Annotated in this window: 22 protein-coding genes and 1 tRNA gene; 10 read left to right on the top strand and 13 right to left on the bottom strand. The window is 58.6% G+C overall.

Features of this window, described 5'->3' with window-relative positions; translation table 11 throughout:
- Nucleotides 1–77: 77 nt before the first annotated feature.
- Entirely contained in the window at nt 78–1,280 is a 1,203-nt protein-coding gene (locus ABD815_RS10080) for a pyridoxal phosphate-dependent aminotransferase (protein ID WP_344846885.1), read from the top strand.
- A 333-nt stretch (nt 1,281–1,613) separates the two neighbouring features.
- Nucleotides 1,614–2,009 (top strand): hypothetical protein, encoded by a 396-nt coding sequence (locus ABD815_RS10075; protein WP_344848598.1) that lies wholly within the window; start codon nt 1,614–1,616, stop codon nt 2,007–2,009.
- On the opposite strand, the gene ABD815_RS10070 is transcribed toward ABD815_RS10075, so the two are convergent.
- The 5 genes from ABD815_RS10070 to ABD815_RS10050 form a co-directional block, all read right to left on the bottom strand.
- Nucleotides 2,006–3,358, bottom strand: coding sequence for an MATE family efflux transporter (locus tag ABD815_RS10070; RefSeq protein ID WP_344846883.1), 1,353 nt, complete (start codon nt 3,356–3,358; stop codon nt 2,006–2,008). The genes ABD815_RS10075 and ABD815_RS10070 overlap by 4 nt on opposite strands.
- A 100-nt stretch (nt 3,359–3,458) precedes the next feature.
- Nucleotides 3,459–4,349, bottom strand: a complete 891-nt coding sequence (locus tag ABD815_RS10065; protein WP_344846881.1) for an NAD-dependent epimerase/dehydratase family protein — start codon at nt 4,347–4,349, stop codon at nt 3,459–3,461.
- 44 nt (nt 4,350–4,393) lie between these two features.
- Nucleotides 4,394–4,894: a lipocalin/fatty acid-binding family protein gene (locus ABD815_RS10060; protein WP_344846879.1), complete on the bottom strand. Its 501-nt coding sequence runs from the start codon at nt 4,892–4,894 to the stop codon at nt 4,394–4,396.
- Nucleotides 4,882–5,223 (bottom strand): hypothetical protein, encoded by a 342-nt coding sequence (locus ABD815_RS10055; RefSeq protein ID WP_344846877.1) that lies wholly within the window; start codon nt 5,221–5,223, stop codon nt 4,882–4,884. Before ABD815_RS10055 ends, ABD815_RS10060 begins: the two co-directional genes overlap by 13 nt.
- An 8-nt stretch (nt 5,224–5,231) precedes the next feature.
- Nucleotides 5,232–6,278, bottom strand: a complete 1,047-nt coding sequence (locus ABD815_RS10050) for an aldo/keto reductase (protein WP_344846875.1) — start codon at nt 6,276–6,278, stop codon at nt 5,232–5,234.
- A 168-nt stretch (nt 6,279–6,446) separates the two neighbouring features.
- Here ABD815_RS10050 and ABD815_RS10045 point away from each other — a divergent pair, with 168 nt between their 5' ends.
- The 3 genes from ABD815_RS10045 (at nt 6,447) to ABD815_RS10035 (ending at nt 9,878) form a co-directional block, all read left to right on the top strand.
- Nucleotides 6,447–7,082: an ImuA family protein gene (locus tag ABD815_RS10045; RefSeq protein ID WP_344846873.1), complete on the top strand. Its 636-nt coding sequence runs from the start codon at nt 6,447–6,449 to the stop codon at nt 7,080–7,082.
- A gap of 75 nt (nt 7,083–7,157) precedes the next feature.
- Complete coding sequence (gene metG / locus ABD815_RS10040; protein WP_344846871.1) at nt 7,158–8,876, top strand: methionine--tRNA ligase; 1,719 nt, start codon at nt 7,158–7,160, stop codon at nt 8,874–8,876.
- A 183-nt stretch (nt 8,877–9,059) separates the two neighbouring features.
- Nucleotides 9,060–9,878: a lytic murein transglycosylase gene (locus ABD815_RS10035; RefSeq protein ID WP_344846869.1), complete on the top strand. Its 819-nt coding sequence runs from the start codon at nt 9,060–9,062 to the stop codon at nt 9,876–9,878.
- A 104-nt stretch (nt 9,879–9,982) separates the two neighbouring features.
- Here ABD815_RS10035 and ABD815_RS10030 read toward each other — a convergent pair.
- Nucleotides 9,983–10,068, bottom strand: a tRNA-Leu gene (locus tag ABD815_RS10030).
- A gap of 166 nt (nt 10,069–10,234) precedes the next feature.
- Between ABD815_RS10030 and ABD815_RS10025 the strand changes: the two genes are divergently transcribed.
- Nucleotides 10,235–10,981: a rhomboid family intramembrane serine protease gene (locus tag ABD815_RS10025; protein WP_344848595.1), complete on the top strand. Its 747-nt coding sequence runs from the start codon at nt 10,235–10,237 to the stop codon at nt 10,979–10,981.
- Nucleotides 10,978–11,349 (top strand): GFA family protein, encoded by a 372-nt coding sequence (locus tag ABD815_RS10020; RefSeq protein WP_344846867.1) that lies wholly within the window; start codon nt 10,978–10,980, stop codon nt 11,347–11,349. The genes ABD815_RS10025 and ABD815_RS10020 overlap by 4 nt, the downstream gene beginning before the upstream one ends.
- A 20-nt stretch (nt 11,350–11,369) precedes the next feature.
- On the opposite strand, the gene ABD815_RS10015 is transcribed toward ABD815_RS10020, so the two are convergent.
- The 3 genes from ABD815_RS10015 to ABD815_RS10005 all read right to left on the bottom strand — a co-directional run bounded on the left by ABD815_RS10015 (nt 11,370) and on the right by ABD815_RS10005 (nt 13,576).
- Complete coding sequence (locus ABD815_RS10015) at nt 11,370–11,609, bottom strand: hypothetical protein (protein ID WP_344846865.1); 240 nt, start codon at nt 11,607–11,609, stop codon at nt 11,370–11,372.
- A gap of 182 nt (nt 11,610–11,791) precedes the next feature.
- Nucleotides 11,792–12,580 (bottom strand): inositol monophosphatase family protein, encoded by a 789-nt coding sequence (locus ABD815_RS10010; RefSeq protein WP_344846863.1) that lies wholly within the window; start codon nt 12,578–12,580, stop codon nt 11,792–11,794.
- Between the two features lie 93 nt (nt 12,581–12,673).
- Nucleotides 12,674–13,576: a LysR family transcriptional regulator gene (locus tag ABD815_RS10005; RefSeq protein ID WP_344848592.1), complete on the bottom strand. Its 903-nt coding sequence runs from the start codon at nt 13,574–13,576 to the stop codon at nt 12,674–12,676.
- A 97-nt stretch (nt 13,577–13,673) separates the two neighbouring features.
- Here ABD815_RS10005 and metF point away from each other — a divergent pair, with 97 nt between their 5' ends.
- Nucleotides 13,674–14,516 carry a methylenetetrahydrofolate reductase [NAD(P)H] gene (gene metF, locus ABD815_RS10000; protein WP_344846861.1) on the top strand — a complete coding sequence of 281 codons (843 nt, stop codon included), beginning with the start codon at nt 13,674–13,676 and terminating at the stop codon, nt 14,514–14,516.
- Here metF and ABD815_RS09995 read toward each other — a convergent pair.
- From ABD815_RS09995 to ABD815_RS09985, 3 genes are all read right to left on the bottom strand, one after another.
- Nucleotides 14,513–15,562 (bottom strand): DUF2235 domain-containing protein, encoded by a 1,050-nt coding sequence (locus ABD815_RS09995; protein ID WP_425549854.1) that lies wholly within the window; start codon nt 15,560–15,562, stop codon nt 14,513–14,515. The two genes, metF and ABD815_RS09995, sit on opposite strands and share 4 nt — an antisense overlap.
- A complete protein-coding gene (locus ABD815_RS09990) occupies nt 15,540–17,828 on the bottom strand; it encodes a xanthine dehydrogenase family protein molybdopterin-binding subunit (protein ID WP_344846857.1) in 2,289 nt (762 codons plus the stop codon). Before ABD815_RS09990 ends, ABD815_RS09995 begins: the two co-directional genes overlap by 23 nt.
- 84 nt (nt 17,829–17,912) lie before the next feature.
- Entirely contained in the window at nt 17,913–19,055 is a 1,143-nt protein-coding gene (locus tag ABD815_RS09985) for a type III PLP-dependent enzyme (RefSeq protein WP_344846855.1), read from the bottom strand.
- A gap of 237 nt (nt 19,056–19,292) precedes the next feature.
- Here ABD815_RS09985 and ABD815_RS09980 point away from each other — a divergent pair, with 237 nt between their 5' ends.
- Nucleotides 19,293–19,724, top strand: a complete 432-nt coding sequence (locus ABD815_RS09980; RefSeq protein WP_344846853.1) for an Lrp/AsnC family transcriptional regulator — start codon at nt 19,293–19,295, stop codon at nt 19,722–19,724.
- Here ABD815_RS09980 and ABD815_RS09975 read toward each other — a convergent pair.
- Nucleotides 19,721–20,863 (bottom strand): serine hydrolase domain-containing protein, encoded by a 1,143-nt coding sequence (locus ABD815_RS09975; RefSeq protein ID WP_344846851.1) that lies wholly within the window; start codon nt 20,861–20,863, stop codon nt 19,721–19,723. The two genes, ABD815_RS09980 and ABD815_RS09975, sit on opposite strands and share 4 nt — an antisense overlap.
- A gap of 160 nt (nt 20,864–21,023) precedes the next feature.
- On the opposite strand from ABD815_RS09975, the gene ABD815_RS09970 reads away from it, so the two are divergent.
- Nucleotides 21,024–24,065 (top strand): valine--tRNA ligase, encoded by a 3,042-nt coding sequence (locus ABD815_RS09970; RefSeq protein WP_344846849.1) that lies wholly within the window; start codon nt 21,024–21,026, stop codon nt 24,063–24,065.
- The last annotated feature ends 6 nt before the right edge of the window (nt 24,066–24,071 follow it).

The following is a 24,071-nucleotide window of genomic DNA, read 5'->3' as shown; positions in this document are numbered from 1 at the left end:
CTCATCGCAAGGGACGAACTAGCGCACCGATCCGTGAGGCGATATGACGGGTGCGAAAACACGCATGGGAGATGACTATGGGCTTTCTTTCAGACACGCTGGCACGTGTGAAACCGTCGCCGACAATCGCAGTGACGAATAAGGCGCGCGAATTGAAGGCGGCAGGGAAAGACGTGATTGGTCTGGGCGCGGGTGAGCCGGATTTTGACACGCCCGAGAACATCACGGCCGCAGGCATTCGTGCGATTGAAGACGGTCACACGAAATACACCGCCGTCGATGGCATCCCTGAATTGAAGGCAGCCATTTGTGCCAAATTCAAACGCGATAACAACCTAACCTACAGCCCCGCGCAGGTGACCGTGGGGACCGGTGGCAAGCAGGTTCTCTATAATGCCTTCATGGCCACCCTGAACCCTGGCGACGAGGTGATTATCCCCGCGCCCTATTGGGTGTCCTATCCCGATATGGTGTTGCTGGCGGGCGGCACGCCCGTCACCGTCGCGGCGACAATCGAAACCGATTTCAAATTGACGCCAGAGCAGCTTGAGGCGGCGATCACACCTCAGACGAAGTGGTTCCTGTTCAACTCTCCCTCCAACCCCACGGGTGCCGGCTATAGCCGCGCAGAGTTGAAGGCGCTGACAGACGTGCTCCTGCGTCATCCGCATGTGTGGGTTATGACCGACGACATGTATGAACATCTCGCTTTCGACGGGTTCGAATTCTGCACGCCCGCAGAGGTGGAGCCCGCGCTCTATGATCGCACACTGACGATCAATGGCGTTTCCAAAGCCTATGCGATGACCGGATGGCGGATTGGCTACGCGGCAGGGCCCGAGGCCCTCATCGGGGCCATTCGCAAAGTGCAGTCGCAGTCCACGTCAAACCCCTGTTCGATTTCGCAATACGCCGCGGTCGAGGCCCTGAACGGGCCGCAGGACTACATCGCCACCAATAACGAGATGTTCGTGCGCCGGCGCAATTTGGTCGTCGAAATGCTCAATGCCTGTGAGGGGATCGTTTGCCCGAACCCGCAAGGCGCGTTTTATGTCTATCCTGACATTTCCGGCTGCATTGGCAAAACCTCGGCCGGAGGCGCGAAAATCACCACGGACGAGGATTTCTGCACCGCGCTCTTGGAGGAGAATGGTGTGGCTGTCGTGTTTGGCGCCGCGTTCGGTCTCTCGCCAAACTTCCGGGTGAGCTATGCGACCTCTGATGACGCGCTCAAGGAAGCCTGCACGCGTATTCAAACATTCTGCGCAGGGCTGCGCTAAGGCATGTCTCGTGGTTTCTCTTTTACCATCCGGACAGAAGTTCGGGTGTTTTAAGGATGACCATGGACCTGTGCTTGGCCCCGCTCGCACCGCCACAATTGTGCTGATCGGCATTCTTCCGATTTGCAACAGAGCAGCATGCTAAACCCGTGTGAATGCATCACGGGTTGAACTCTCTTGTGCTGCACACTTGAACCCCGCCTCGCATCGCTGCACTTTGGAGGCGCGTGCGAAGGGAATGTCCATGTGCTTGGCTTCACATCCTTTCACGCTGTGCAGAGACATGACATGTGTATCGCCCCGGCTTCAGGGCTTCACAAAGATAGGAACGTGATGGATCTTCCCGACTATTATTTCCGCGTCCGCGAGAACGGTGCGTTCGTTTTCCGTGTGGATACGCAGAACCGCCAACGCCGCATCGAAATGGATCAGATCGCCGTCGTGAACGTCAAGAACGGCGAAATCAAACCTCAGGGCGGGCGGGACCTTAGCGCCGAGGACCAACGCGCGATCGACAACTGGATGGCCGAACGCATAGCGACGCTTGCCGCGCGGGACATGGATGATATCCACCGTGCCGTCGACTACCTCAACCTCACCGCGCATTGGGCTCAATCACGGGCGACGGATGCGCAATTAGAAGAGGTGACGGACGCAATTCTCATGGCCATGCACGATCTGCGTACCGTTTTGGTTCGCAAAAAATCGGATCGTTTGACGAAGGATTAGGTCGGGATACGCGCCTTTACGACCCAAAAGCGCCACGACATGACGATCCATGCCGCCGTCAAACCCACGAGCAATCCGATCCACACGCCAGAGCCACCCCAGTCAAACACAAATCCGGCGACATAGGCTGTGGGCAACCCGATCAGCCAATAGGATATCCCTGCCAGCCACATCGGCACCGCCGTATCCTGCACACCGCGCAAAAGACTGAGCGCTGTGACCTGACCCCCGTCGGAGAACTGGAACATCGCCGCAAAGACCATCAGCGTCGCACCCGTTGCCAGCACTGCATCACGTGCGGGTTCATCGGGCGCGATAAAGAGCCCGATGAGCGGCTTGGCGGCGAGCAGGAACACCGCACAGGTGACCGCCGCCATGACCAAGGACAGAACAACGACGACCAGCGCGCCACGCCGCAACTCGGCCTCGTCCCGGCTACCATAGGCGTTGCCTGCCCGAATAGTTGCGGCGTTGCTAAGCCCGATCTGGATCATGAAAGCGACGGCGGAAAGTTGCAGTGCGATACCATGTGCAGCGAGGGCGACAGTTGAAATCCACCCCATCATAAGCGCGGCAGCATTGAAGAGTCCGACTTCCGCCAATGCCGTCAAACCGATCGGCACGCCAAGGCGTAAAACTGTGCGGAACATGTCCCAGTCCGGTTTCAACACGTTGCGAAACAACGCGTTTTCCGGCGTCGCACGTGTCGCATACCATGCCAAACCGGCAAAGGTCACAATCGCGACGATCAACGACGCAATCCCCGCCCCCACCACGCCGAGTTCGGGAAAACCGAAGGTTCCGAAAATCAGCAGATAGTTCAGGAAAGCGTTCAATATGACTGCGAGAACGGTGGAAATGAGGACGACGCGGGTCCGCTCAAGCGCGGAAAAATAGGAACGCAACACCGTGACCCCTAGGGCGGGAAGCATCTCGAACCCCGTCACGGCCAGATAGGGTCGTGCGATGGCAGCAATCTCTGGCTTTTGGCCCAGCGCGATCAGAAGGTCATCGGAATAGCCGAACAGCGGATAGACCAAGATCCCCGTTAGCGCGGAGAGCCAGAGCGCCATACGCGTCGCGCGGCGCACGACCGTCGTATCACCGGCACCCGCCGCGTTGGCCACCAGCGGCATCACCGCAAAGGCGAACCCTGCCAGCATAATGAAAATGATGAACCAAAATCCCGAGCCGAGCACCAGGGCTGCGAGTTCATCCAGCCCATACCACCCCATCATAATGACGTCGGTCATATGCACGGCAAATTGCGCCAATTGGCTACCCGCCAATGGCAATGCAAGGAGCATCACAGCACGCGCATGCTGCCCATATGTTTTCTGTTGGTCCATGCAGGGCGTCTTACCTGCACATGCGTTGACCGCCTAGTCAAAATTCACACCTGACCCCATCACGAAATTTGATCACCCCGTAACGGTTGTCCTGTGATGATCATCCCTTAATGACATCGCGCCAATTGTGCGCGGGCGAAAATCCGAGAAGGCGTTTGGCTTTGTCATTCGAGTAAAAGGTTTCCTCTGTGCCCATTTCGCTCTTCTGAGGGACGCCTTTGTAGAACTCTTCAATGATCTCGGCGGTTGTCAGATTGACCGAATGATTGTCATTGGACGCATTGAAGATTTCAAAACCCAATCCATCCTTGTGCAGCATCAGATCGACCATCTGGCCCAGATCGCGCGCATCAATATAGGCGAAAATATTGCGCCGACGAAGTTGCGGATTCTCAAAATAGGACGGGAAATTTGCAGCGTATTCGTGCGGCTCGATGACGTTGTTGATCCGAATGCCATAGATGTCGTAACCGCTGCGCTCATGGAATGACCGCGCTGTCACCTCGTTCACGACCTTTGACATGGCGTAGCTGTCTTCAGGCACGACGGGGTGTTCTTCGTCTATGGGAATGTATTCGGGCTGACGCTCGCCATCGGCAAAGCAAACGCCGTAAGTCGTCTCGGATGAGGCAAAGATGACCTTCTTGATCCCAAGCTTTACGGCCGCTTCGATCACATTGTAGGTGCCCATCGTATTGACCCGATAGGTTTCGTTGTCGGGACGCAGAAGGATGCGCGGGACGGCTGCAAAATGAACGACCGCATCGAATTTCGGCACACCAGTCCCTGGGTCCAATTCGTCGAAATTGGCATAGGACGTAAGGGCGTTGAAAACCTGCCCGCTGTCGGTGATGTCCACCGTGAGGTTGTCCACACCCTCGCAATCGAGCGGCACCAGATCGGCATTCACAACGCGATGCCCGCGTTCCAGAAGATAGGGCACCACATGGCGTCCCGCTTTACCCGACCCGCCTGTAAACAGAATACGCATTTTCTCTCCCCCTTCGTTCTAATCCAATTAACCCGTGGCAGGCGTCATCGTCGACGCGCAGGCGCGAGCTTCGTCACATCATATCCGACCCAATCGAGGATTTCGCGGGCTGCCGCGACCTTATCTGCAGGTGGGTTCAGGCTACGTGCGATAATGTGTGCGCGACCGTTTGGCGTCCCGATAGCGGCCACGGAGTATTCGAAATCGGCCCAGATGAGCCACAACTCCTCGCCCCCAAACATATAACGGCTCGGTCCGATCCGTCGCGCCAAGCCATTGCGCGGCTTGCCATCAGCGCAAGGTCCTTCGATGACGGTGAGATCGCCATTGCTCTGCGGCGCGAATGTCACCCCGCCGAGCAAACAGGATGCACCTGCGGGAAGGTAGGTCTGAACCTCCTGCCAACGCCCCGCGAATTGGTCCATGTCGAGCGCCGCAACCGCGCGCATCGGAACCGTCGGGTCGCGAAATCCGGTTGCGGGCGGCGGTGCCGAGACACAGGCCGACAACAGAGCGAATGTCAGAGGGGCAATCAGTCCACGCATTGTGTCACCCTGCGCCCAGCAGCATCGAGGATATCATTACACCCGATCAACGGCTGCACCGGCGCGCAGCTTTGCGAACGGGCGAGACAGGCGCTTTCGCAGTCACTCGACGTTTTGCACGCTTTTCCTGCATCGCGCGGCGTCGTAAAACACACCAACAGCCCTTCTTCACCAGCAGCGAGGTAGTCACCCCCCCGCGCATCACAGGCCGATTTCGCGGTCACATTCGCATTCGGATTATAACCCGCAAGCCCGTAATCGGGCACCGTCTGCTCGGACTGACATCCGACCAGAAGTGCCATCACTAAAATTGCGGGAAATACACGCATTTCGCCCCCTAGAACGGCAATGGATGGGTTTTGTTGAGCGCGTTCAATTCTTTAACTACGGCATCAGACAGGGTCAGCGCCTCTGCGTCAATGGACATCTGGAGCTGCTCCACAGAGGTCGCGCCGAGGATCGGAACCGCCTCGAACGGGCGTGTCATGATCCAAGCGATAGCCATCGATGTCGGGTTCAGGCCATGTTTTTGCGCAACTGCGGTATATGCGTCGACCGCTGCCCATGCACGATCGTTGGCACGCCCACCGAGGGTTCCATCACCCACCGCAAGGCGGCTTTTGGGGTCGACGGTTTTGCCGCCATCGTACTTTCCGGTGAGCATCCCGCAGGCAAGGCAGGAATACGGGAGCAACGTAATCTCCTCGTGCACGGCCAGTTCGGCGAGATCCAGATCGTAGTAGCGGCACATCAGCGAGTATTCGTTCTGGATCGACTGCATCCGCGGCCCGCCGGTTTCCTCGGCGATGCGCAGCCATTGTGCCATGCCCCACGCACTCTCGTTCGAGGTGCCGAATTCGCGCACCTTGCCGGCCTTTTGCAGTTCGGCCATTTTTTCGTTCACGGCGCGCATATTGTCGAGCACCTCCGCCTTTGGCGGCTGGGTGGTCGGATCGAAGTTCCACATCTGGCGGAAATGGTAGGACCCGCGGTTTGGCCAGTGCAGCTGATAGAGATCCACGTAATCCGTCTGGAGCCGTTTCAGCGACAGATCGAGACGCGCTTCCAGTGTTTGCGGCGTGATCCCTTCAGGGCCGATGAACCCGCTCGGGCCTGCGATTTTCGTCGCCAGAATCCAATCGGCACGGTCGCCGCGCTCGGCAAAGTATTTGCCGATGATGGTTTCGGTGTCACCCACGGTTTCCTTGCGCACCGGGTTCACCGGGTACATTTCGGCGGTATCCATAAAATTGATCCCCGCAGCCTTTGCGTGATCAATCTGCGCGTGGCCCTCGGCAGTCGTGTTCTGGGTGCCCCAAGTCATTGTGCCAAGGCACAGCTCTGAAACTTCGAGGTCGCTTTTGCCGATCTTGCGCATACGCATGTGATGGATGTCCCTTTTCCGGTTTTGTGTATCGGGCGCATCCTATTGTTCATCGACACTTTGACAAGCCATGACGCGCCTTAGCCCTCCATACCCCCTGTGCACAAACTCGCGGCCTGACTGCGATCATTACTTGCGGAACAAAATAGGAACATTTAACCTGATCGCATGCCTCAGCAGCTCCTCACCAAAGGCGGTCGCCCCGCGACACGCCGCCCGCCCCTCTCGGTCATTGGCGAGATGCGGTTGGCCGATACGCGTGCGCATGAGATCTGCGGCCATTCGCGGCGCACATTGGCCGCACTGGTGGCCGCAAAACTGGCGGAAACAACGAATGGGCCGATGATCTGGATCACGCCCGCATGGTGGCCAGAACGGGTGAATGGCGACGGCTTGTTCGGGCTGGTGGATCCGGGCCGGTTCATCTTTGTGCATCCCACGCGACCCGAAGACCTGTTGTGGGGCATGGAGGAGGCATTGCGCTCGGGCACTGTGCCGTTGGTGATCTGCGACGTTACCGACCCGCCGTCTCTCACGCCTGTGCGCAGGTTGCATCTGGCGGCACAAACCGGCGCGGCGCAGGGGGCATACCGCCCCCTCGGGCTCTTGCTGACCACGGTCGGCGGGGGGGCTGCGGGGGTCGAAAGCCGGTGGGCCCTCAACCCCGCCCATCTCACCGAGGCACAGCCCCGCTGGCGGCTTGAGCGACTGCGTGACCGCACCGCGCCACCGGCCAGTTGGCACCTCACGCGCCACCGCGGCGAGGTCACGCTCGAAAGAGCGACTTCCCCTGTCATTGCCTGAGGGGCCTCTCGCCTCTGGCCCTTTGCGATCGAAGCCTTTAGACGTGGGCCAAGATCGACAAGACGGATTGGACCCATGGCCCGCACGCTCATCACCTCCGCACTGCCCTACATCAACGGGATCAAACATCTCGGGAACCTCGTGGGCAGCCAATTGCCCGCTGATCTCTACGCCCGCTACCGCCGCGCGCGCGGCGACGAGGTCCTGTTCCTCTGCGCAACCGACGAACACGGCACGCCTGCCGAAATCGCGGCGCAAAAGGCCGGAAAACCGGTCGCCGAGTACTGCGCCGAAATGCATGAGGTGCAGGCAGAAATCGCACGCGGCTTCCGCCTGTCGTTTGACCACTTCGGCCGGTCCTCCTCGCCGCAGAACCGCGATCTCACACAGCATTTCGCCGGACGCCTGTTTGACGCCGGGCTAATCGAGGAAGTCGAGGAAACGCAGGTCTATTCGCACACCGACGGACGGTTCCTGCCCGACCGCTACATCGAGGGTACCTGCCCCAACTGCGGTTATGAATCTGCGCGCGGCGATCAGTGCGACAACTGCACAAAGCAACTCGACCCGACCGACCTCATCAATCCGCACTCGACGATCTCGGGTGCAACCGATCTCGAACAGCGCGCAACCAAACACCTCTACCTGCGCCAGTCGAAAATGCGCGAAGCATTGAGCGAGTGGATCGATGCCAAGGCAGATTGGCCGATCCTGACCACCTCCATTGCGAAAAAATGGCTCAACGACGGCGACGGTTTGCAGGACCGCGGGATTACCCGCGACCTCAACTGGGGCATTCCGGTTCGCAAAGGCGCCGCGCCGTGGGATGGCATGGAAGGTAAAGTGTTCTACGTCTGGTTTGACGCACCGATAGAATATATCGCGTGCGGCGCAGAATGGGCCCAGAAACAAGGTCTTAGCCCAGATGCATGGGAGCGCTGGTGGCGCACGGACAAAGGCGCGGACGATGTTCGCTATGTGCAATTCATGGGCAAAGACAACGTGCCCTTCCACACGCTGTCATTCCCCGTCACGCTGCTCGGTTCCGGTGAGCCGTGGAAGATGGTCGATTACATCAAATCGTTCAACTACCTCAACTATGACGGTGGGCAGTTTTCGACATCGCGCGGACGTGGTGTGTTTATGGACCAAGCGCTTTCCATCCTGCCGGCGGACTATTGGCGGTGGTGGTTGTTGAGCCATGTGCCCGAGAGCTCGGACAGCGAGTTTACGTGGGAAAACTTCCAGACATCGGTGAACAAAGACCTCGCGGATGTGCTCGGCAACTTTGTCTCCCGTGTCACGAAATTCTGCCGCTCCAAATTCGGGGAAGTGGTGCCCACGGGCGGAGAATACGGCCCCCAAGAAGAAGCGGTCATCGCCACGATCACCGAAAAAATGGCTGCCTATCAGACCTTTATGGATGCGATGGAAATTCGCAAAGCAGCCGGAGAGCTACGCGCGATCTGGGCGGCGGGCAACGAATACCTACAGGAAGCCGCACCTTGGACGGTGTACAAGGAAGACTCGGAAAAGGCGGCAGCGCAGATCCGTTTCGCGCTCAACCTCATTCCCTTCTACGCGGCAATTTCGTCCCCCTTCATCCCCGATGCTGCCGGAAAACTCGGCACGGCGATGGCGGTTGGAACGCCGCAGTGGCCCGAGGATGTCGCAACGGCGATTTCGGCGCTTGCCCCCGGACACAGCTTTGTCGTGCCTGACAATCTATTCGCGAAAATCAGCGATGAAGAGCGCGCTGAATGGCAGGAAAAGTTCGCAGGAACTCGTGAGTGATCATGCGCGATTGATGTTCGAATAGGGTAACTTCGCCCCACCGAACGATGCCAACCAGTGTTGTGACATCTGCTTCGTCCTCGTAGTGCCACCAGCGCACGCAGGTTTGCGCGCGTTGGCGCACCTTTGAGTTGGGGTTGGCGGCAATTCCGTCTACAGTCCGGCCAACCCGAGGAGAGTTTTATGCGTAAACTGTGTCGTCTTTCTATCATCGCACTTCTGGCCATGACCGGCCCGAGCTTGGCTGCATCTTGCATCACGGACCAAGGCAGCTTTGGCAGCTACAAACAAAATTTGGCACGCGACGCGACACAGGCCGGCGTCAAAAACGCAGGCCTCGCTGCTCTGTCCTCGGCGCAGCTATCCGGCATCACATGGCGGTTTGAATCCCAACCTTCCTCGCAGACCGGCGTCAGCTACGGGGATCCGGCAGAGTTTCTGGCGAAACGGACGCAGTCAACTGCGGACGCCTTTGTTCAGGGTGCGCGGCGCAAAATCGCCAACAATCCGAAAACCTTTGCCTTCATGGAAAAGCAATTCGGTGTTCCCGCCTCGATCCTCGCCACGATTTGGGGACTTGAGACAAGTTGGGGCGGGTATTTGGGCGGATCGCCGGTCGTGGGCGCCTCTGTCACGCTCGCATCCTATTGCCGTCGTCACCCCCGCTTTGAAACCCATGCAATTGCGGCGATGAAGCTTGTCGATCGCGGCCTGATCACCGCCAATACAAAGGGCGGCCCGAGCGGCGAGTTGGGGCACATGCAGTTTCTGCCCGGCAACTGGATAAATTACGGTGTGGACGCGACCGGTGACGGGCGTGCAGACCCCTATAATGTAGTTGATGCGCTGGCATCTGCGGCAAATATGCTGCGCCAGAACGGGTGGAAACCCGGTCAGCCATTTGGCCAAGGCAGCGCGAATTTCAACGTACTGTCGGTATGGAACGATAGCGGCAATTACCAACGTGCGATCGCCTATGCGGCGCAGCAGATCGACCGCTAGAGTCACGCTTTAGCTCCCCTGAAGTCTTAGTGGCAAAACCTGAAATCAATCTTTTGATAAACCAATCCGCCCTGTGTGACCCCGTCACACAGGGTCTGTTTTGTTGGTACCCGCGGCCGGATTCGAACCGGCACGGCATTCCTGCCTAGGGATTTTAAGTCCCCTGTGTCTACCATTCCACCACGCGGGCCCTGACGGCTGGGCGCGACCATATCGTGGGGTTTTTCAGGGTGAAAGACCCTAATGTATGTGCACGCAGGCTACGCCGAGATATCCACGTTTTCTCAGGCCTCCAATTGTCGCGAAACGCATCAGCATGCTTGACGCGGCAGGCAAATGCACCGAGTTTCGGTTGCATGTTTCCAATCCGTGATCACAACCCATCCCGCCATCCTGCCATAGTCACCTACGCGCTTATGGCGGTGAATATTGCCGTCTTTCTCGCCATGCTTCCCGCCTACGCGGATGACGCGAAGCTCATTCAGGTGTTTTCTGACTATGCCCTCGTGCCCGCACGGATCAGTGCCGGGGAGGGGTATTTTACGTTTGTGACTTCAACATTCATGCATGGCGGTTTCATGCATATTGCGGGTAACATGCTGTTTTTATGGATTTTCGGCGACAATCTGGAAGACGAAATGGGGCATATCCCCTACCTCGGTTTCTATTTGATCTGCGGATTTGCCGCAGGATTTGCCCAATACATCGCCGCCCCGCACATCTCGGTGCCTATGGTAGGCGCGTCTGGTGCAATTGCGGGCGTGATGGGAGGCTATTTGCTTCTTTTCCCGAAAGCACGCGTGGATGTTTTGTTCATCTTTATCGTCATCTTCAAAGTCATTCCCTTCCCTGCCTGGTTGATGCTGGGCATCTGGTTCGGGTTACAGGTGTTCGGCGGTTTGGGTGCCTCATCTGAGGGCGGCGGCGTGGCCTATCTGGCGCACGCGGGCGGTTTCATTGCAGGTGTATTGCTGGCGCACCCCCTCTGGCAACGGCTAGGCGGGATACAGTTCTGGAACCGGCACCACGGTCACCCGCCACACGCGGCAGCGCGCTATCGTTTTGAGCAGAGCAACATCCCCAGCGTCAGAAGACGTCGATGACCACAGATGAAACAGTAAAAGTGACCTGCCATTGCGGCGCCGTTGAATTGCGCGTGACCCTGCTGGATGGGCTCAACACTGCACGGCGGTGCGACTGCTCTTACTGCCGCCGGCGCGGCGCAATCATGGTTTCGGCGGCTCTGGGCGGCGTGGACGTGATCAAGGGTGAGACCTTGCAGCTCTACACCTTTGGCACTGGCGTGGCCAAACACTACTTCTGTGGGACCTGCGGGATCTACACACACCACCAAAGACGCTCGAATCCGTTAGAATTCGGCGTCAATGTTGGTGCAATCGAAGAGGTAAACCCGTCAGAACTCGGCGATGTGCCGTGGTACGACGGGGTCAACCATCCTGCGGACCGATAACGGAGCCGCAAGAGCGACAATTAATCTACGGGCGGTGCTTCTGGATCAGGGTCGCCCTGATCTGCGCCGGTGTAGACTTCTACGCCAGCAACTTCGGTTCCGATGGTTTCACCCAAAGTGCTGGTTCCGCCGGAAACGCTTGCCACAACGGCAATACCCAGACCAACGACAGCGGCCGTGATGACAACCCAATCAACGGTGACAGCACCTTCGTCGCGGCGTGCATAGGTGCGAACTTGATTACACAAAATTTTAAACACGATCTTTCCCTCCGATCATTTCGAAGGTTATCGCATTCAAAAAAGACCTAATTTGGGCGTTAACCACGTTCAAATCGGCAATTTTGTGGTCGCAAGCCTCGGATCGGGGAAAATCGCGGGCGCCAGGCACGATTGTTCAGACCGATCAATGATGCGCTGAGGTGAGACGGGTTTGTGGCCGTTTAGGCGGCGCGAATCGCCTTTGAGAACCGATCAAACAGCCCTTCGTTGCCGCAAATGACCTCGCCGTCGGCGAAAATATCGCCCTTAGGGTTAATCGGCTGCACGAAACCGCCTGCCTCTTTAACGATTAACAGACCCGCCGCCATGTCCCAGCTGTTCAAACCACGTTCCCAAAATCCGTCGTAGCGGCCCGTGGCAACATAGGCGAGATCGAGGGATGCTGCGCCCCAACGGCGAACGCCTGCGCACATCGGCAGGACACGCGCGAGGTCGCGCAGGGTATCAGGCAGATCGGGGCGGCCGCCAAAGGGCAGACCCGTGGCAAAAATGCCTTCGATCATTTTGGTGCGGCCGGAACAGCGGATGCGGGTGTCATTCATCCACGCCCCCGACCCCTTCTCGGCCCAGAAAAGTTCACCTTTCGCTGCATCAAACACAACGGCAGCAACCACTTCACCACGGTGTTCCAGCGCAATGGAAACTGCCCAATGCGGCAGACCGTGCAGAAAGTTCGTGGTGCCGTCGAGCGGATCGACGATCCAGCGCCGCGTCGGATCGGTGCCTTCGACCGGTTTGCTTTCCTCCCCAACCCAACCGTAGGTCGGGCGGGCCTCCATCAGCATTTCGCGGATGATGGTTTCAGCCGCCGTATCAGCACGCGACACAAAGTCACCCGGTCCCTTGGAGGAAACCTGAAGGTTCTCGACTTCACGGAAGTCTTTTGTGAGAGACCGGCCCGCGGCACGTGCGGCTTTGATCATCACATTAAGATTGGCTGAGCCTTGCATCTTTGGGGCCTCCGGCGGTGTGGGTGCAGGTGGCGCGTATACGATGCAGCGCAGGAGATGTGAAGGGGGTATGGCGCGGGGGTGCGTGGGTGGTCAACGCTGAAGCTTCACCGCTTCGGTTTTGGCAATGCGAATGAGGTGCGCCATATAGGGTTTTGTGGCGTCCGCTTCACGCACAGCCGCGAACATGCGCCGCGTCTTTCCGGTCGCGGTCAGGGGGCGCACGACGTAATCACGATGCGTGCGCACCTCTCGCATCACCCAATCGGGCAGCACGGCAATGCCGCGATTTGACGCCACGAGCATCAGAATGACATCGGTAAGTTCAATCTGGCGCACGGAGGCCGGTTCCACACCTGCCGGTGTCAGCAGTTCCTTGAACACATCCAGACGCGCGCGGTCCATCGGATAGGTGAACAGGGTCTGGTCGCGAAAATCCTCGGCCTCGACAAAAGGTTTTTGCGCCAATGGGTTTTTGGCCGCCATCACGCACATCGGCGCGTAGTCGAACAGGGGGATATAGGTGATCCCGTCCATTTGATCAGGGTCCGACGAAATGACGAGATCGACGGCCTCTTTGTCGAGAGCCGTGAGCGCGCCAAAGGCGAGGCGCAGGCGAATGTCGACATCCACTTCGGGCCAGGCGTGTCTGAACTGGTCGAGCACGGGAATGAGCCAATCGAAACAGGCGTGGCATTCCATGGCAATGTGCAAACGCCCCGTCATGCCGTCTTCGATGCCGCGAAACTCGGCCTCGAGCGCTTCGACGCGGGGCAAAACGTCTTCGGCCAGTGCCAGCAGACGCAGGCCAGCGGCGGAAAGCTTGAGAGGCTTTGAGCGCCGTACGAAAAGCTCGACACCGGCCTGCTCTTCGAGGCCCTTCACCTGATGGGAAAGGGCCGATTGGGTGATGTTGAGCCGGTCGGCGGCACGCGCCAAACCCCCGGCCTCATGGATCGCCTTTATGGTGCGCAGATGCCGGAATTCGAGATGCATGAGATGAAGCCCGCTCATGTTCATGTTGAGAATTATGAATTTGTCTCACATCACCGAGTGTGAGACAAGGCCTGCCAAAGCGAAAAGCGAAAGCCCAATGACCCAGACACCCAATATCTCCTTCGAGTTCTTCCCGCCCAAAAACATGGAGGCCACCTTTGGTCTGTTCGAGACGGTTCAGGCCCTCCACAAGCTCGATCCATCTTTTGTCTCGGTGACCTATGGGGCCGGTGGGACCACGCGCGAGTTGACCCATGACGCAGTCGGGCTGCTCGGGCGGAAATTCGGGCTCAATGTCGCGGCGCATTTGACCTGCGTGGATGCCACCAAAGAAGAAACGATGGCAATTGCGCAGGGCTATGCGGATGCAGGCGTGACAGAAATCGTGGCTCTGCGCGGCGATCCCCCCAAGGGCGTAGGCGCCTTCACCGCGCATCCCGACGGCTTTGCCAACTCGGTCGAATTGATCGAAGCGCTCGCGCAGACCGGTAAATTTAAGCTGCGTGTTGGGGCCTACCCCGATCCACACCCCGAAGCCGCCGATAGCAACGCCGACATTCAATGGCTCAAACAGAAATTCGAAGCCGGTGCAGATAGTGCGATCACACAGTTCTTTTTTGATCCGGACAACTTCTTCCGGTTCCGTGATCGTGCCGAAAAAGCCGGGATCACCGGCAAGATCATTCCGGGCATCCTGCCGATTGTCAGCTGGAAAGGCGCACGCAAATTCGCCGAAAGTTGCGGCACGCCGATCCCTGCGCACCTCGACGAAGCCTACGCGAAAGAGGGCGTCGATGCGCACCAGCTTTCCGTCGACCTGGCCACGGATATGTGTGAAAAACTTCTCGCCGGCGGCGTAGAAGATTTACACTTCTACACGCTCAACCGCCCTGCTCTATCGCGCGACATCTGTGCGAACCTAGGTGTGGCCACGTCCTAATCGGCGTGAATGGCCGGGTGCAGAACCTCGGATGGATCGCGCCCTGTGGGGCGCGATTTGCGTAGGATAAACAGTTTGCCCCACCCCTTATTCATGCCGATTGAAGGGCCATGCGGATCGGCGAGGTAACGTCCGCGCCAACCTTCGGGCAAGGCGAGACCCGCAGCCTCCGCTTTGTCCAGCATCCACACCAAGGTCGTGTTGGCGAGTTTGCGGGATTTCGCGTTGCGACCGAGTTGCCCGCCGATATCGCCATGGCTGCCGCGAAACCACATCTGTTGCAGAATCTGCCCTTCCGCGTCGGGGTTGCTGTCAAATAGAACCGGCTGATAGGCCGCGCGGCGTTCATGGTAGGCGAGCGCATGGTAGGCGCGTTTTACGCATTTCGAGGCGCGGTTATCGTGGAATTCGTGGAACACGGACGAAAACCGCCACAAGATCGGCCATCGGATGCCAAGCGCCGAAACCGTGTCCCAAACGCCCAAAAATTCGATCGGGACATGTTCGTGGCAAGTTTTCGCGGCAAATGTCCGCGCAGCATCGGATTTGGGATCAAATTGGTAATGCCGATATCCGGTACGAATATTGCGCACCGTGGCCTGGTCTGCGCGAACGAGCCCGATTTTGTCGATGAACCCGGCAAGGGAGCGCACGGCGTAGGCTCCCCGTGAGAACCCGAAAAGATATATCCGGTCGCCCGGCCGGTACCGCGACGCAAGCGCGCCGTACACACGGTAGATTTGGCGGTTGATGCCGCGCCCCTCAATTACAGAACGCGCATCGCGCCATGTGTTCCACTGGATGCCCGCCTCGTAGTGAACCAGCTGGTTGGCCCCGGCCGCGGCCTCTGAGCATAGCTTGTAGGTCAGCCCCGCATTGGTTTCGGATCCCGCACGAAGGGAAGACATGGTGCCGTCCATGATGATGACATGGGTGATCGGACCACGGGTGCGCGCGGCACCGGTCGTACGAATGCGCGGGCCGACATGTAGGAGCCGGCCTAGGCGTGCGAGTAATCCGCGATCACGCGGCGGCACGCTTTGCATCCCGAATTGCAGCCCAGACCTTTTCGGAGGTGAAAGGCATGTCGATTTCGCGCACCCCAAGCGGCCAAAGCGCGTCCATCACCGCATTGGCAACGGCCGCAAGGGCGCCGACCGTGCCCGCCTCGCCACACCCCTTCATCCCCATGACGTTGGCGGTCGAGGGCACGGGCTCAGTGGTGAATTTGATGAAAGGCATGTCATCGGCACGAGGCATTCCATAGTCCATGAAAGACGCCGTGACGAGTTGGCCGTCTTCGTCGATCACACACATCTCCGTCAGGGCCTGACCAATACCTTGGGCCACACCGCCGTGGACCTGCCCTTCGACGAGCATCGGGTTAATGAGATTGCCGAAATCATCGGTGACATCGTATTTCACGACGGCCACGCGCCCGGTGTCGGGGTCGATCTCGACCTCTGCCAGATGCACACCGTTGGGGTAACTCCGACCTTCGATTTCACCCTGCACACGCCAGTCGGTCAGGTCTTTACGACCCTTGGCGCGCGCCATTTCGACGGCCTCCAACATGGTCGGCGCTTCATTCGTGCCCGCGACGCGGAATTGCTCGTCATCAAAACTGACAGTGCCGCCGAGTTCCGCCTCCAGAAAGGCCGACAGATCGGCAATGACCTTTTCCACGGTTTTGAGCGTTGCATTGTTTTGTGTGGTGACCGAACGTGACCCACCGGTCCCCCCCCCTTTGGCGATGCGGTCGCTGTCGCCCTGAACGATGTCGATGAGCGTGGCGGGAATACCGGTTTGATCGGCGAGGAACTGGGTCATCACCGTTTCATGCCCCTGCCCGTTTGACTGCGTGCCGACGTAGAGATTAACACGGCCCTCGGGCGTGAATTCGACCTCCGCCCATTCATCCCGATCACCAAGGATAGATTCGATATAGTAACAGATACCTAGGCCGCGCAGCTTTCCAGCCGCCTCGCTCGCCGCCTTGCGCGCGGGAAAACCATCAACATCGGCCTCACCGAGCCCGCGGGTGAACACGCGATCAAACTCACCGACGTCATAGAGTTCGCCGGTCGCCGAGCGATACGGGAATTGGTCCGGTTTGATGAAATTGATGCGCCGCAATTCAACGGGGTCGACACCGAGTTCACGGGCCGCCTGATCCATTGTGCGCTCAAGCGCAAAAATCGCCTCTGGCCGCCCCGCCCCGCGATAGGCGTCAACCTGTGTGGTGTTTGTGTAGATGCCGCGCACATGAAGGTAGGTGGTTTGGACATCATAAGTGCCCATAAGGACCTTTTCGAACAACTCGGACTGGATCGGCTGACCGTAATTCGAATTATAGGCACCAAGGTTGGAAATTGTGTCGACCTTATAGGCGGTGATTTTGTTGTCCGCGTCAAAGGCGAGCGTGCAGGTTGAGACCAGATCACGTCCGGCATGGTCGGACAGCATCGCCTCGGTGCGCTCGGACGCCCAGCGCACGGGACGCCCAGTGACCCGCGCGGCCTCTGCCAGGACAAAGTACTCGGGATATGGCGCAGCCTTCATGCCGAAACCGCCGCCGACATCCGGGTTGGTCACGCGAAAGGTTTCTTTGGGCAGTTTGAAGACATCGGCAAGGTCGCTTTTCATCCCCCACACGCCCTGCCCGTTGAAACAGACATGGCAGCGTCCGTCTTCCCATTGAGCAAATGCGGCGCGATTTTCCATGGCGTTCACGATCACCCGATTGTCGTAGACGCGGTTGGTGACAACATGTGCAGCCGCAGCGATGGCGGCCTCGACGGCGGCTTCATCGCCCCTGCCGTAGTCATAGGCGAGGTTTTCGGGGGCTTCTTCGTGGATGGCCACTCCGCCAACCTCGAGCGCCACATGCACAGGCAGATCATCGAATTCCACCATGATCATTTCAGCGGCGTCTTTTGCGGCAGCGACGGTTTCGGCAACCACGACGGCGATTGCTTCACCGACGTGGCGCACGCGGGTTTTGGCGAGAATCGGACGCAGGGGCTTTGCGCCATCGGATCCGTCGCGGTTCGTCACCGTTTCGCCGCCCATATAGGCGTGAAGGCCGGCCGCGATGAGGTCGTCATGGGTCAGCACCGCAAGAACACCGGAAGCTTCGCGCGCGTCGCCGACATCCAGTTCCGTGATCGTCCCATGGGCAACGGGGCTGCGCAGGAAAACCGCGTGAGCGGTATTTTTCGGTGCGATATCATCAACATACCGCCCCTGTCCGGTCAGAAAACGAATGTCCTCTTTGCGGCGTACCGGCTGGCTTTTCCCGAACTTTTCCATGCGCATATGCTCCCTGAAACGACGAAGGCCTCACTGCAACAGTAGCGGTGAGGCCTTCGGTGTTAAAGAGCGCAAAAGCGCGGATCAGCCGTGCGATTGAACCGTCTGGAAAGTAATTTGACCAAAGCCGTTGAAACGGGTCGCGGTAGCGGTTGAATAGGCGCCAACGCCGTAGAACATCATGTGGTCGTCTTCTTCCATCGAAAGCGGCAGCGCCAGTTCGCTCGGCAGTTTGTCGAGGCTATCACAGGTCGGACCGAAAACGGTGCGCGAACGGGTTTCACCGGTGCGAAGTTCTGCGCCCGGACCGTAGATACGCACGCGGTCGATCACGCCGATCAGGTGAAGCTCGGAAAGCGCGCCGTAGACGCCGTCGTTGATGAACACGTGCTCGTCATCGCGGATTGCCTTGATACGGGTGGCAAGCGAGTAGGCCTCTGCAACGAGGGCGCGACCGGGCTCGGACACAAGCGCGGGGCGGGCATCGCCAAAAGCGGCGTCAGTTTCACGTTCGATCAATGCAAAGATCGCTGCGAGATCGGGGGCAACATCGGTCAGGCGATAGGCAGGGAAGCCGCCGCCGACGTTCAGTCGAGCAATGTTGACACCGGCTTCGCGAGAGATCTGCGCAGCGGCCTGAATGTAGGTTTTCCACGCGTTCGGATCGGTACACTGGGTGCCCGGGTGGAAGGTGAGCGATGTCGTATAGCCCAGCTGGGCGGCAAGCGTGACGAGTTCGACGGCCTTTTCAACGGTCGCGCCGAATTTCGCGCCAAAGTTATAGGCGGCACCTTCGACGGGCAGCTTGAAGCGAACAGAAACCTCTACGCCCTCTGCAGGCACGAGTTCGCCGAGTTTGACGAGCTCGGAGTGGCTGTCGACGGAGTAGGATTTTACACCGAGTTCAACTGCATGCAGGATTTCCGAACGCGCGCGAACAGGATTGTTGTAATGCATGGCAGCGTGCGGCGCGATGCGTTTGATCGTGTCCATCTCGGCGGGCGATGCGACGTCGAAACCGGACACACCGGCAGCCACGAGGTTCGCGAGCACTTGTTCGTCAGGGTTCGATTTGACAGCAAATGTCACAAGCCCCGGGAATCCGGCGATAAAACGCCGTGCAGTTGCCTGCAGGGTTGCGGGGGAAAAGAACAGCACCGGGTGATCGGGCGCGTGGTTGCGGAGGTATTCTGTGGGCGTTGCCCAGATTGTTTTAGAGAGCCCCATTGGTCGTGTCCTTCACCAATAGAGCGCAGCCACTATCTTACCCGGATTTTCCGGTTGGGACGCGCTTGCGCGAGTTTCCAAACCAGGACGTGAGCGCCTCTCTGCGCTTCGTTTCCTGTGTGCGAGTTCAGGTTATATGCGACGCAAAAATGCCGAAGAAAAGCGTTGAAACGTGCGGATCAATGGTTAAATTGTAAGGTAGCAAAGTTAATTTGCTATATGAACTCTGGGGCCCACATGGATGAACTCGATCAGAAGATAATCAACGCGCTGGCGACGGATTCGTCGACCTCCGTGTCGCGACTTGCACGGCGTTTCAAGGTCGCGCGCTCCACGGTTCAGGCGCGACTGGAGAAGATGGAATCAAACGGGACCATTGCGGGCTACACGATCAAGCTCGGCAAAGCGGTGACGGCGCGGCGTATTCGCGCGACGGTTCTTATCGAAACGGTCCCCCGTGAAGTCACCGCCGTTGTTGCACGACTAAAAGCCATTCCCGAGGTCGAGATGGTTGCAACGTCAACAGGTCGTGTGGATCTGATCGCGCAGATTGCCTGCGGATCGACCGAAGATATCGACGAAACGCTGGACCGGATCGCCGACCTCGCAGGCGTTCAGGACATCGACAGTATGATCCATCTGTCAACCAAGTTTGACCGCTCAGTTTAGGAGCTTTGCGATACCATCACCGGCTCCTGAGACGTGAGTTTGCGGGCGTCGATCACCGCCTCCAGCGCACGGATGGACAAAACCACGGCGCGCGCCGGACCGGTAAGTTGATTACAACTCCCCGCAACGTACACTCCCACCGCCGGAGCATAGAGGCAAAACGCGCCCCCGACGCCGAGGTGGCCATAAAGTGTCGGGACCTTTCGCAACAGGTTTTCAGGGTCGCGCCAGCGATACCTCGTCGTCAACCACCGAGGTATTTTGATCCGCATGACCCCCAAACCGAACTCGGTTGGGAAAAACAGGGGCCGCCAGTCAAACAGGGTATTGAGATCGTCGGCCGCGAACAGGCGTCCCTCAAAGAAAGCGCGCGTGAAAATCAACGCCTCGCGCGCCGTGGAGACAATCCCGCCATCGGCCTGAAACGACGACATCGCGAGGGGCACTGCGACGCGGCGCGCACGGGACATCGGCATGGCGGGGCGTGTATCGGAGGGATCGCAATAGACATAGGTTGCGCGCAGTCCCAGGGGGGTCACGATGCGATCCTGCACAATCTCCGCGAAACTCTTTTGGTCGATCATTTCGATGACTTTACCGAGAATTTGGTAGTTTGAATCCGTGAAGCGGGCCCGGGGGCCTTCGCCGGGACGTGCAATCGCCCCATGGGATCGCGTGCGCTGTATGACTTCCTCGAACGTCCATGCCATATCTTTTCCATCGCTCAGGCGATGTCGCAGAAGCGCGCCCTGATTGCGCACCTTGTCCGAGTTTTTATACACGAAGAAGTCGCCGAGGCCCGACGTATGCGACATGAGGTGGCGGATGGTGAGTTCGTCCGTGTAGTCAACGCCATCCTTCACATGCATCTCTTTACAAAGCTTGCAGCCCTGCAGAAGCGAGCGAAACGGTGTGTCGAGCGTCAGTTTGCCCTCTTCACGCATTTGCATGATGATCGCTGCCACATAGAGCTTTGTCACACCATTGATGAAATAGGGTTTTCCCGGATCGAGGTCGCCACTGCCGTAATGGCCGGACTGTCCGGTCAGGGAGTCATATGTGCTCACGGCAACGCCCGAGTGCCACGGATCGTTCTGGAACCTGCCGAGCAGGGTTTGGATATCGGTTTCCTGAGCCATTGAGACCTCTTCGGGTTCGAGGGCATGCGGGACCCAATGCCCCGATCGCCGGTCAATTCATCCGTTCTGGAGGTCGAGCTGCCCGGGTTTCACCCTTTCCCTCTGGTGCCCCGCGCGATACACAACGGCGGACCAAAGACGCTCATTCAGGCAGACTACAATGGCAATGCACAAAACATTTGACGCAAATGCGGCAGAACCGCGGATTTATGACGCCTGGGAAAAGGCAGGAGCTTTCAAAGCGGGGGCCAACAAGAGCCGCGATGAGACCTTTTCGATCATGATCCCGCCGCCCAACGTGACCGGCGCTTTGCATGTGGGTCATGCATTCAACAACACCATTCAGGACATTCTCGTGCGCTGGCACCGGATGCGCGGTTTCGATACGCTCTGGCAACCCGGTCAGGACCACGCGGGCATCGCCACGCAGCTTATGGTCGAAAAAGAACTCGCGGCGACACAGCAACCGTCGCGCGCCGAACTGGGTCGTGAGGCGTTCCTCGAAAAGGTCTGGGACTGGAAGAGGACATACGGCTCCACCATCATTAACCAGCTTCAGCGCCTCGGATCGTCCTGCGACTGGTCGCGTAACGCCTTTACCATGTCGGGTGCGCCCAATGCGCCGGCGGGAGAAGAAGGCAATTTCCACGACGCCGTGATCAAAGTCTTTGTCGAGATGTACAATCAGGGCCTGATCTACCGCGGCAAGCGATTGGTTAACTGGGACCCGCATTTCGAGACCGCGATTTCCGATCTGGAAGTCGAGAACATCGAAGTCGCCGGCCACATGTGGCACTTCAAATACCCTCTCGCGGATGGCGTCACCTATACCTACGTCGAAAAGGACGAGGACGGGAATGTCACGCTGAGCGAGGAGCGCGACTATATCGCTATCGCCACCACGCGGCCCGAAACGATGTTGGGCGATGGCGCGGTTGCCGTGCACCCCGATGATGAACGCTATGCGCCGATTGTTGGCAAGCTGTGCGAAATTCCCGTCGGTCCAAAAGAACACCGCCGGTTGATCCCGATTATTACCGACGAATACCCTGATCCCGATTTCGGGTCGGGCGCGGTGAAAATCACCGGCGCACATGATGCCAACGACTATGGCGTCGCGCAGCGCAATGGCATCCCGCTCTATCGTCTGATGGACACCCGCGCACATATGCGCACCGACGGCGCCCCGTATGAAGAAGCCGCGGCGATTGCCATGGCTGTGTCGAAGGGCAAAAAGAACCTGTCCGAAGCCGAAGTGGACGCCATCAACCTCGTGCCCGATGCGCTGCGCGGGCTGGATCGTTTTGAGGCACGCGAGGCCGTGATCGCACAGATCACCGAAGAGGGTCTGGCCGTCATGACCACGCAAACCCGCAAGGTCAAAGATGAGGAGGGCGTTGAAACCGAGATCACCGAGACCGTCCCCTACGTCGAGAACAAGCCGATAATGCAGCCGTTCTGCGACCGCTCGAAAGTGGTGATGGAGCCGATGCTGACCGATCAGTGGTATGTGGATGCGGCCAAACTGGCCGGTCCCGCTCTGGACGCTGTTCGCGATGGCCGCACCAAAATCATGCCCGAGAGCGGTGAAAAGGTGTTCTTCCACTGGCTCGAGAACATCGAACCCTGGTGCATCTCGCGCCAACTGTGGTGGGGACATCAGATTCCGGTTTGGTACATCCCCGGCAAAGAGGACTGGTACGCGATCTGTGCACCGACCGAGGCCGAGGCCATCGAGAAAGCCATGCTGCAATCGCCCGAAGGGACCGAATTCCGCATCGTCGCCGACATGCAGGAAGCCGCCGCCGTTCTCGAAGAGCAGATGACCCTGCTCGACACGAAGGACGAGGGTGCGATCCGATCCTTTGACGGCCCGATGACCCTGCCGATGTTCCGCGATCCCGACGTGCTCGACACGTGGTTTTCCTCCGGTCTTTGGCCAATCGGGACGCTCGGATGGCCTGAATGGGACGAAAGCACATCAAAATACTTCTCGACCGACGTGTTGGTGACCGGTCAGGACATTCTGTTCTTCTGGGTCGCCCGCATGATGATGATGCAGCTTGCCGTGGTGGACGAAGTGCCGTTCCACACCGTCTACCTGCATCAGCTCGTGCGCGACGAGAAGGGCAAGAAGATGTCGAAAACCACGGGCAATGTGATTGACCCGCTGGAAATCATCGACGAATTCGGTGCCGATGCCCTGCGTTTTACCAATGCGGCTATGGCCTCGATTGGTGGCGTGTTGAAGCTCTCTGTGGACCGCATCAAAGGGTACCGCAACTTCACCACCAAAATCTGGAACGCGGCGCGGTTTGCCGAGATGAACGAGGTGTTCGAGAATTACGACCCCTCCGTGGTCCCCGCCCCCACCGCGACCGTGAACAAATGGATTGTCGGCGAGACGGCAAAGGTGCGTCAGGTCGTCGATAAGGCATTTGCGGAATACCGGTTCAACGACGCGGCGAATGCGCTCTATGCGTTTGTTTGGGGCCAGTTCTGTGACTGGTACGTCGAGTTGTCCAAGCCGCTGTTTTACGATGGCGACGATGCGACCAAGGCAGAGACACGCCAGACGATGGGTTGGGTTCTCGATCAGGCGCTGATCATGTTGCACCCGATCATGCCGTTCATCACCGAAGAACTCTGGGGCACCATGAAACCGGGGCGTGAAATGCTCGCCCTGACCGATTGGCCGGAGTTTGGCGACGAGTTGGTCGATGCGGCCGCGGATCGGGAAATGAACTGGGTCATCACGCTGATCGAAGCGATCCGGTCCTCGCGCGCCGAGGTTCATGTCCCTGCGGGCCTGAAAATCCCGATGGTTCAGGTCGAATTGGACGCGGCAGGAAAAGCGGCCTGGGCCGAAAACGAAGCGATGATCATGAAACTCGCGCGTATCGACAGCCTGAGCGAAGGCCCGATGCCCAAGGGCGCGATCACGATCTCCGTCCCGGGGGGGAGTTTCGCGCTGCCGCTCGAAGGGGTGATCGACATCGCAGAGGAAAAGGCACGCCTCGAAAAAGCTCTTCAAAAACTGACCAAAGAGTTGGGCGGTTTGCGCGGGCGTTTGAACAATCCGAAGTTCGTCGAAAGCGCACCAGAGGATGTCGTCGCGGAGGCGCGGGAAAACCTCGCCGCGCGCGAAGAAGAAGAGGCCAAGATCAAGGCCGCTCTGGCGCGATTGGCCGAAATTGCCTGATAGTCG

Origin of the sequence: Celeribacter arenosi, assembly GCF_039539485.1 — a bacterium.
Lineage (GTDB): Bacteria > Pseudomonadota > Alphaproteobacteria > Rhodobacterales > Rhodobacteraceae > Celeribacter > Celeribacter arenosi.
Note: the sequence above shows the minus strand (reverse complement) of the source record. Positions and strands in the feature narration are given on the sequence as shown.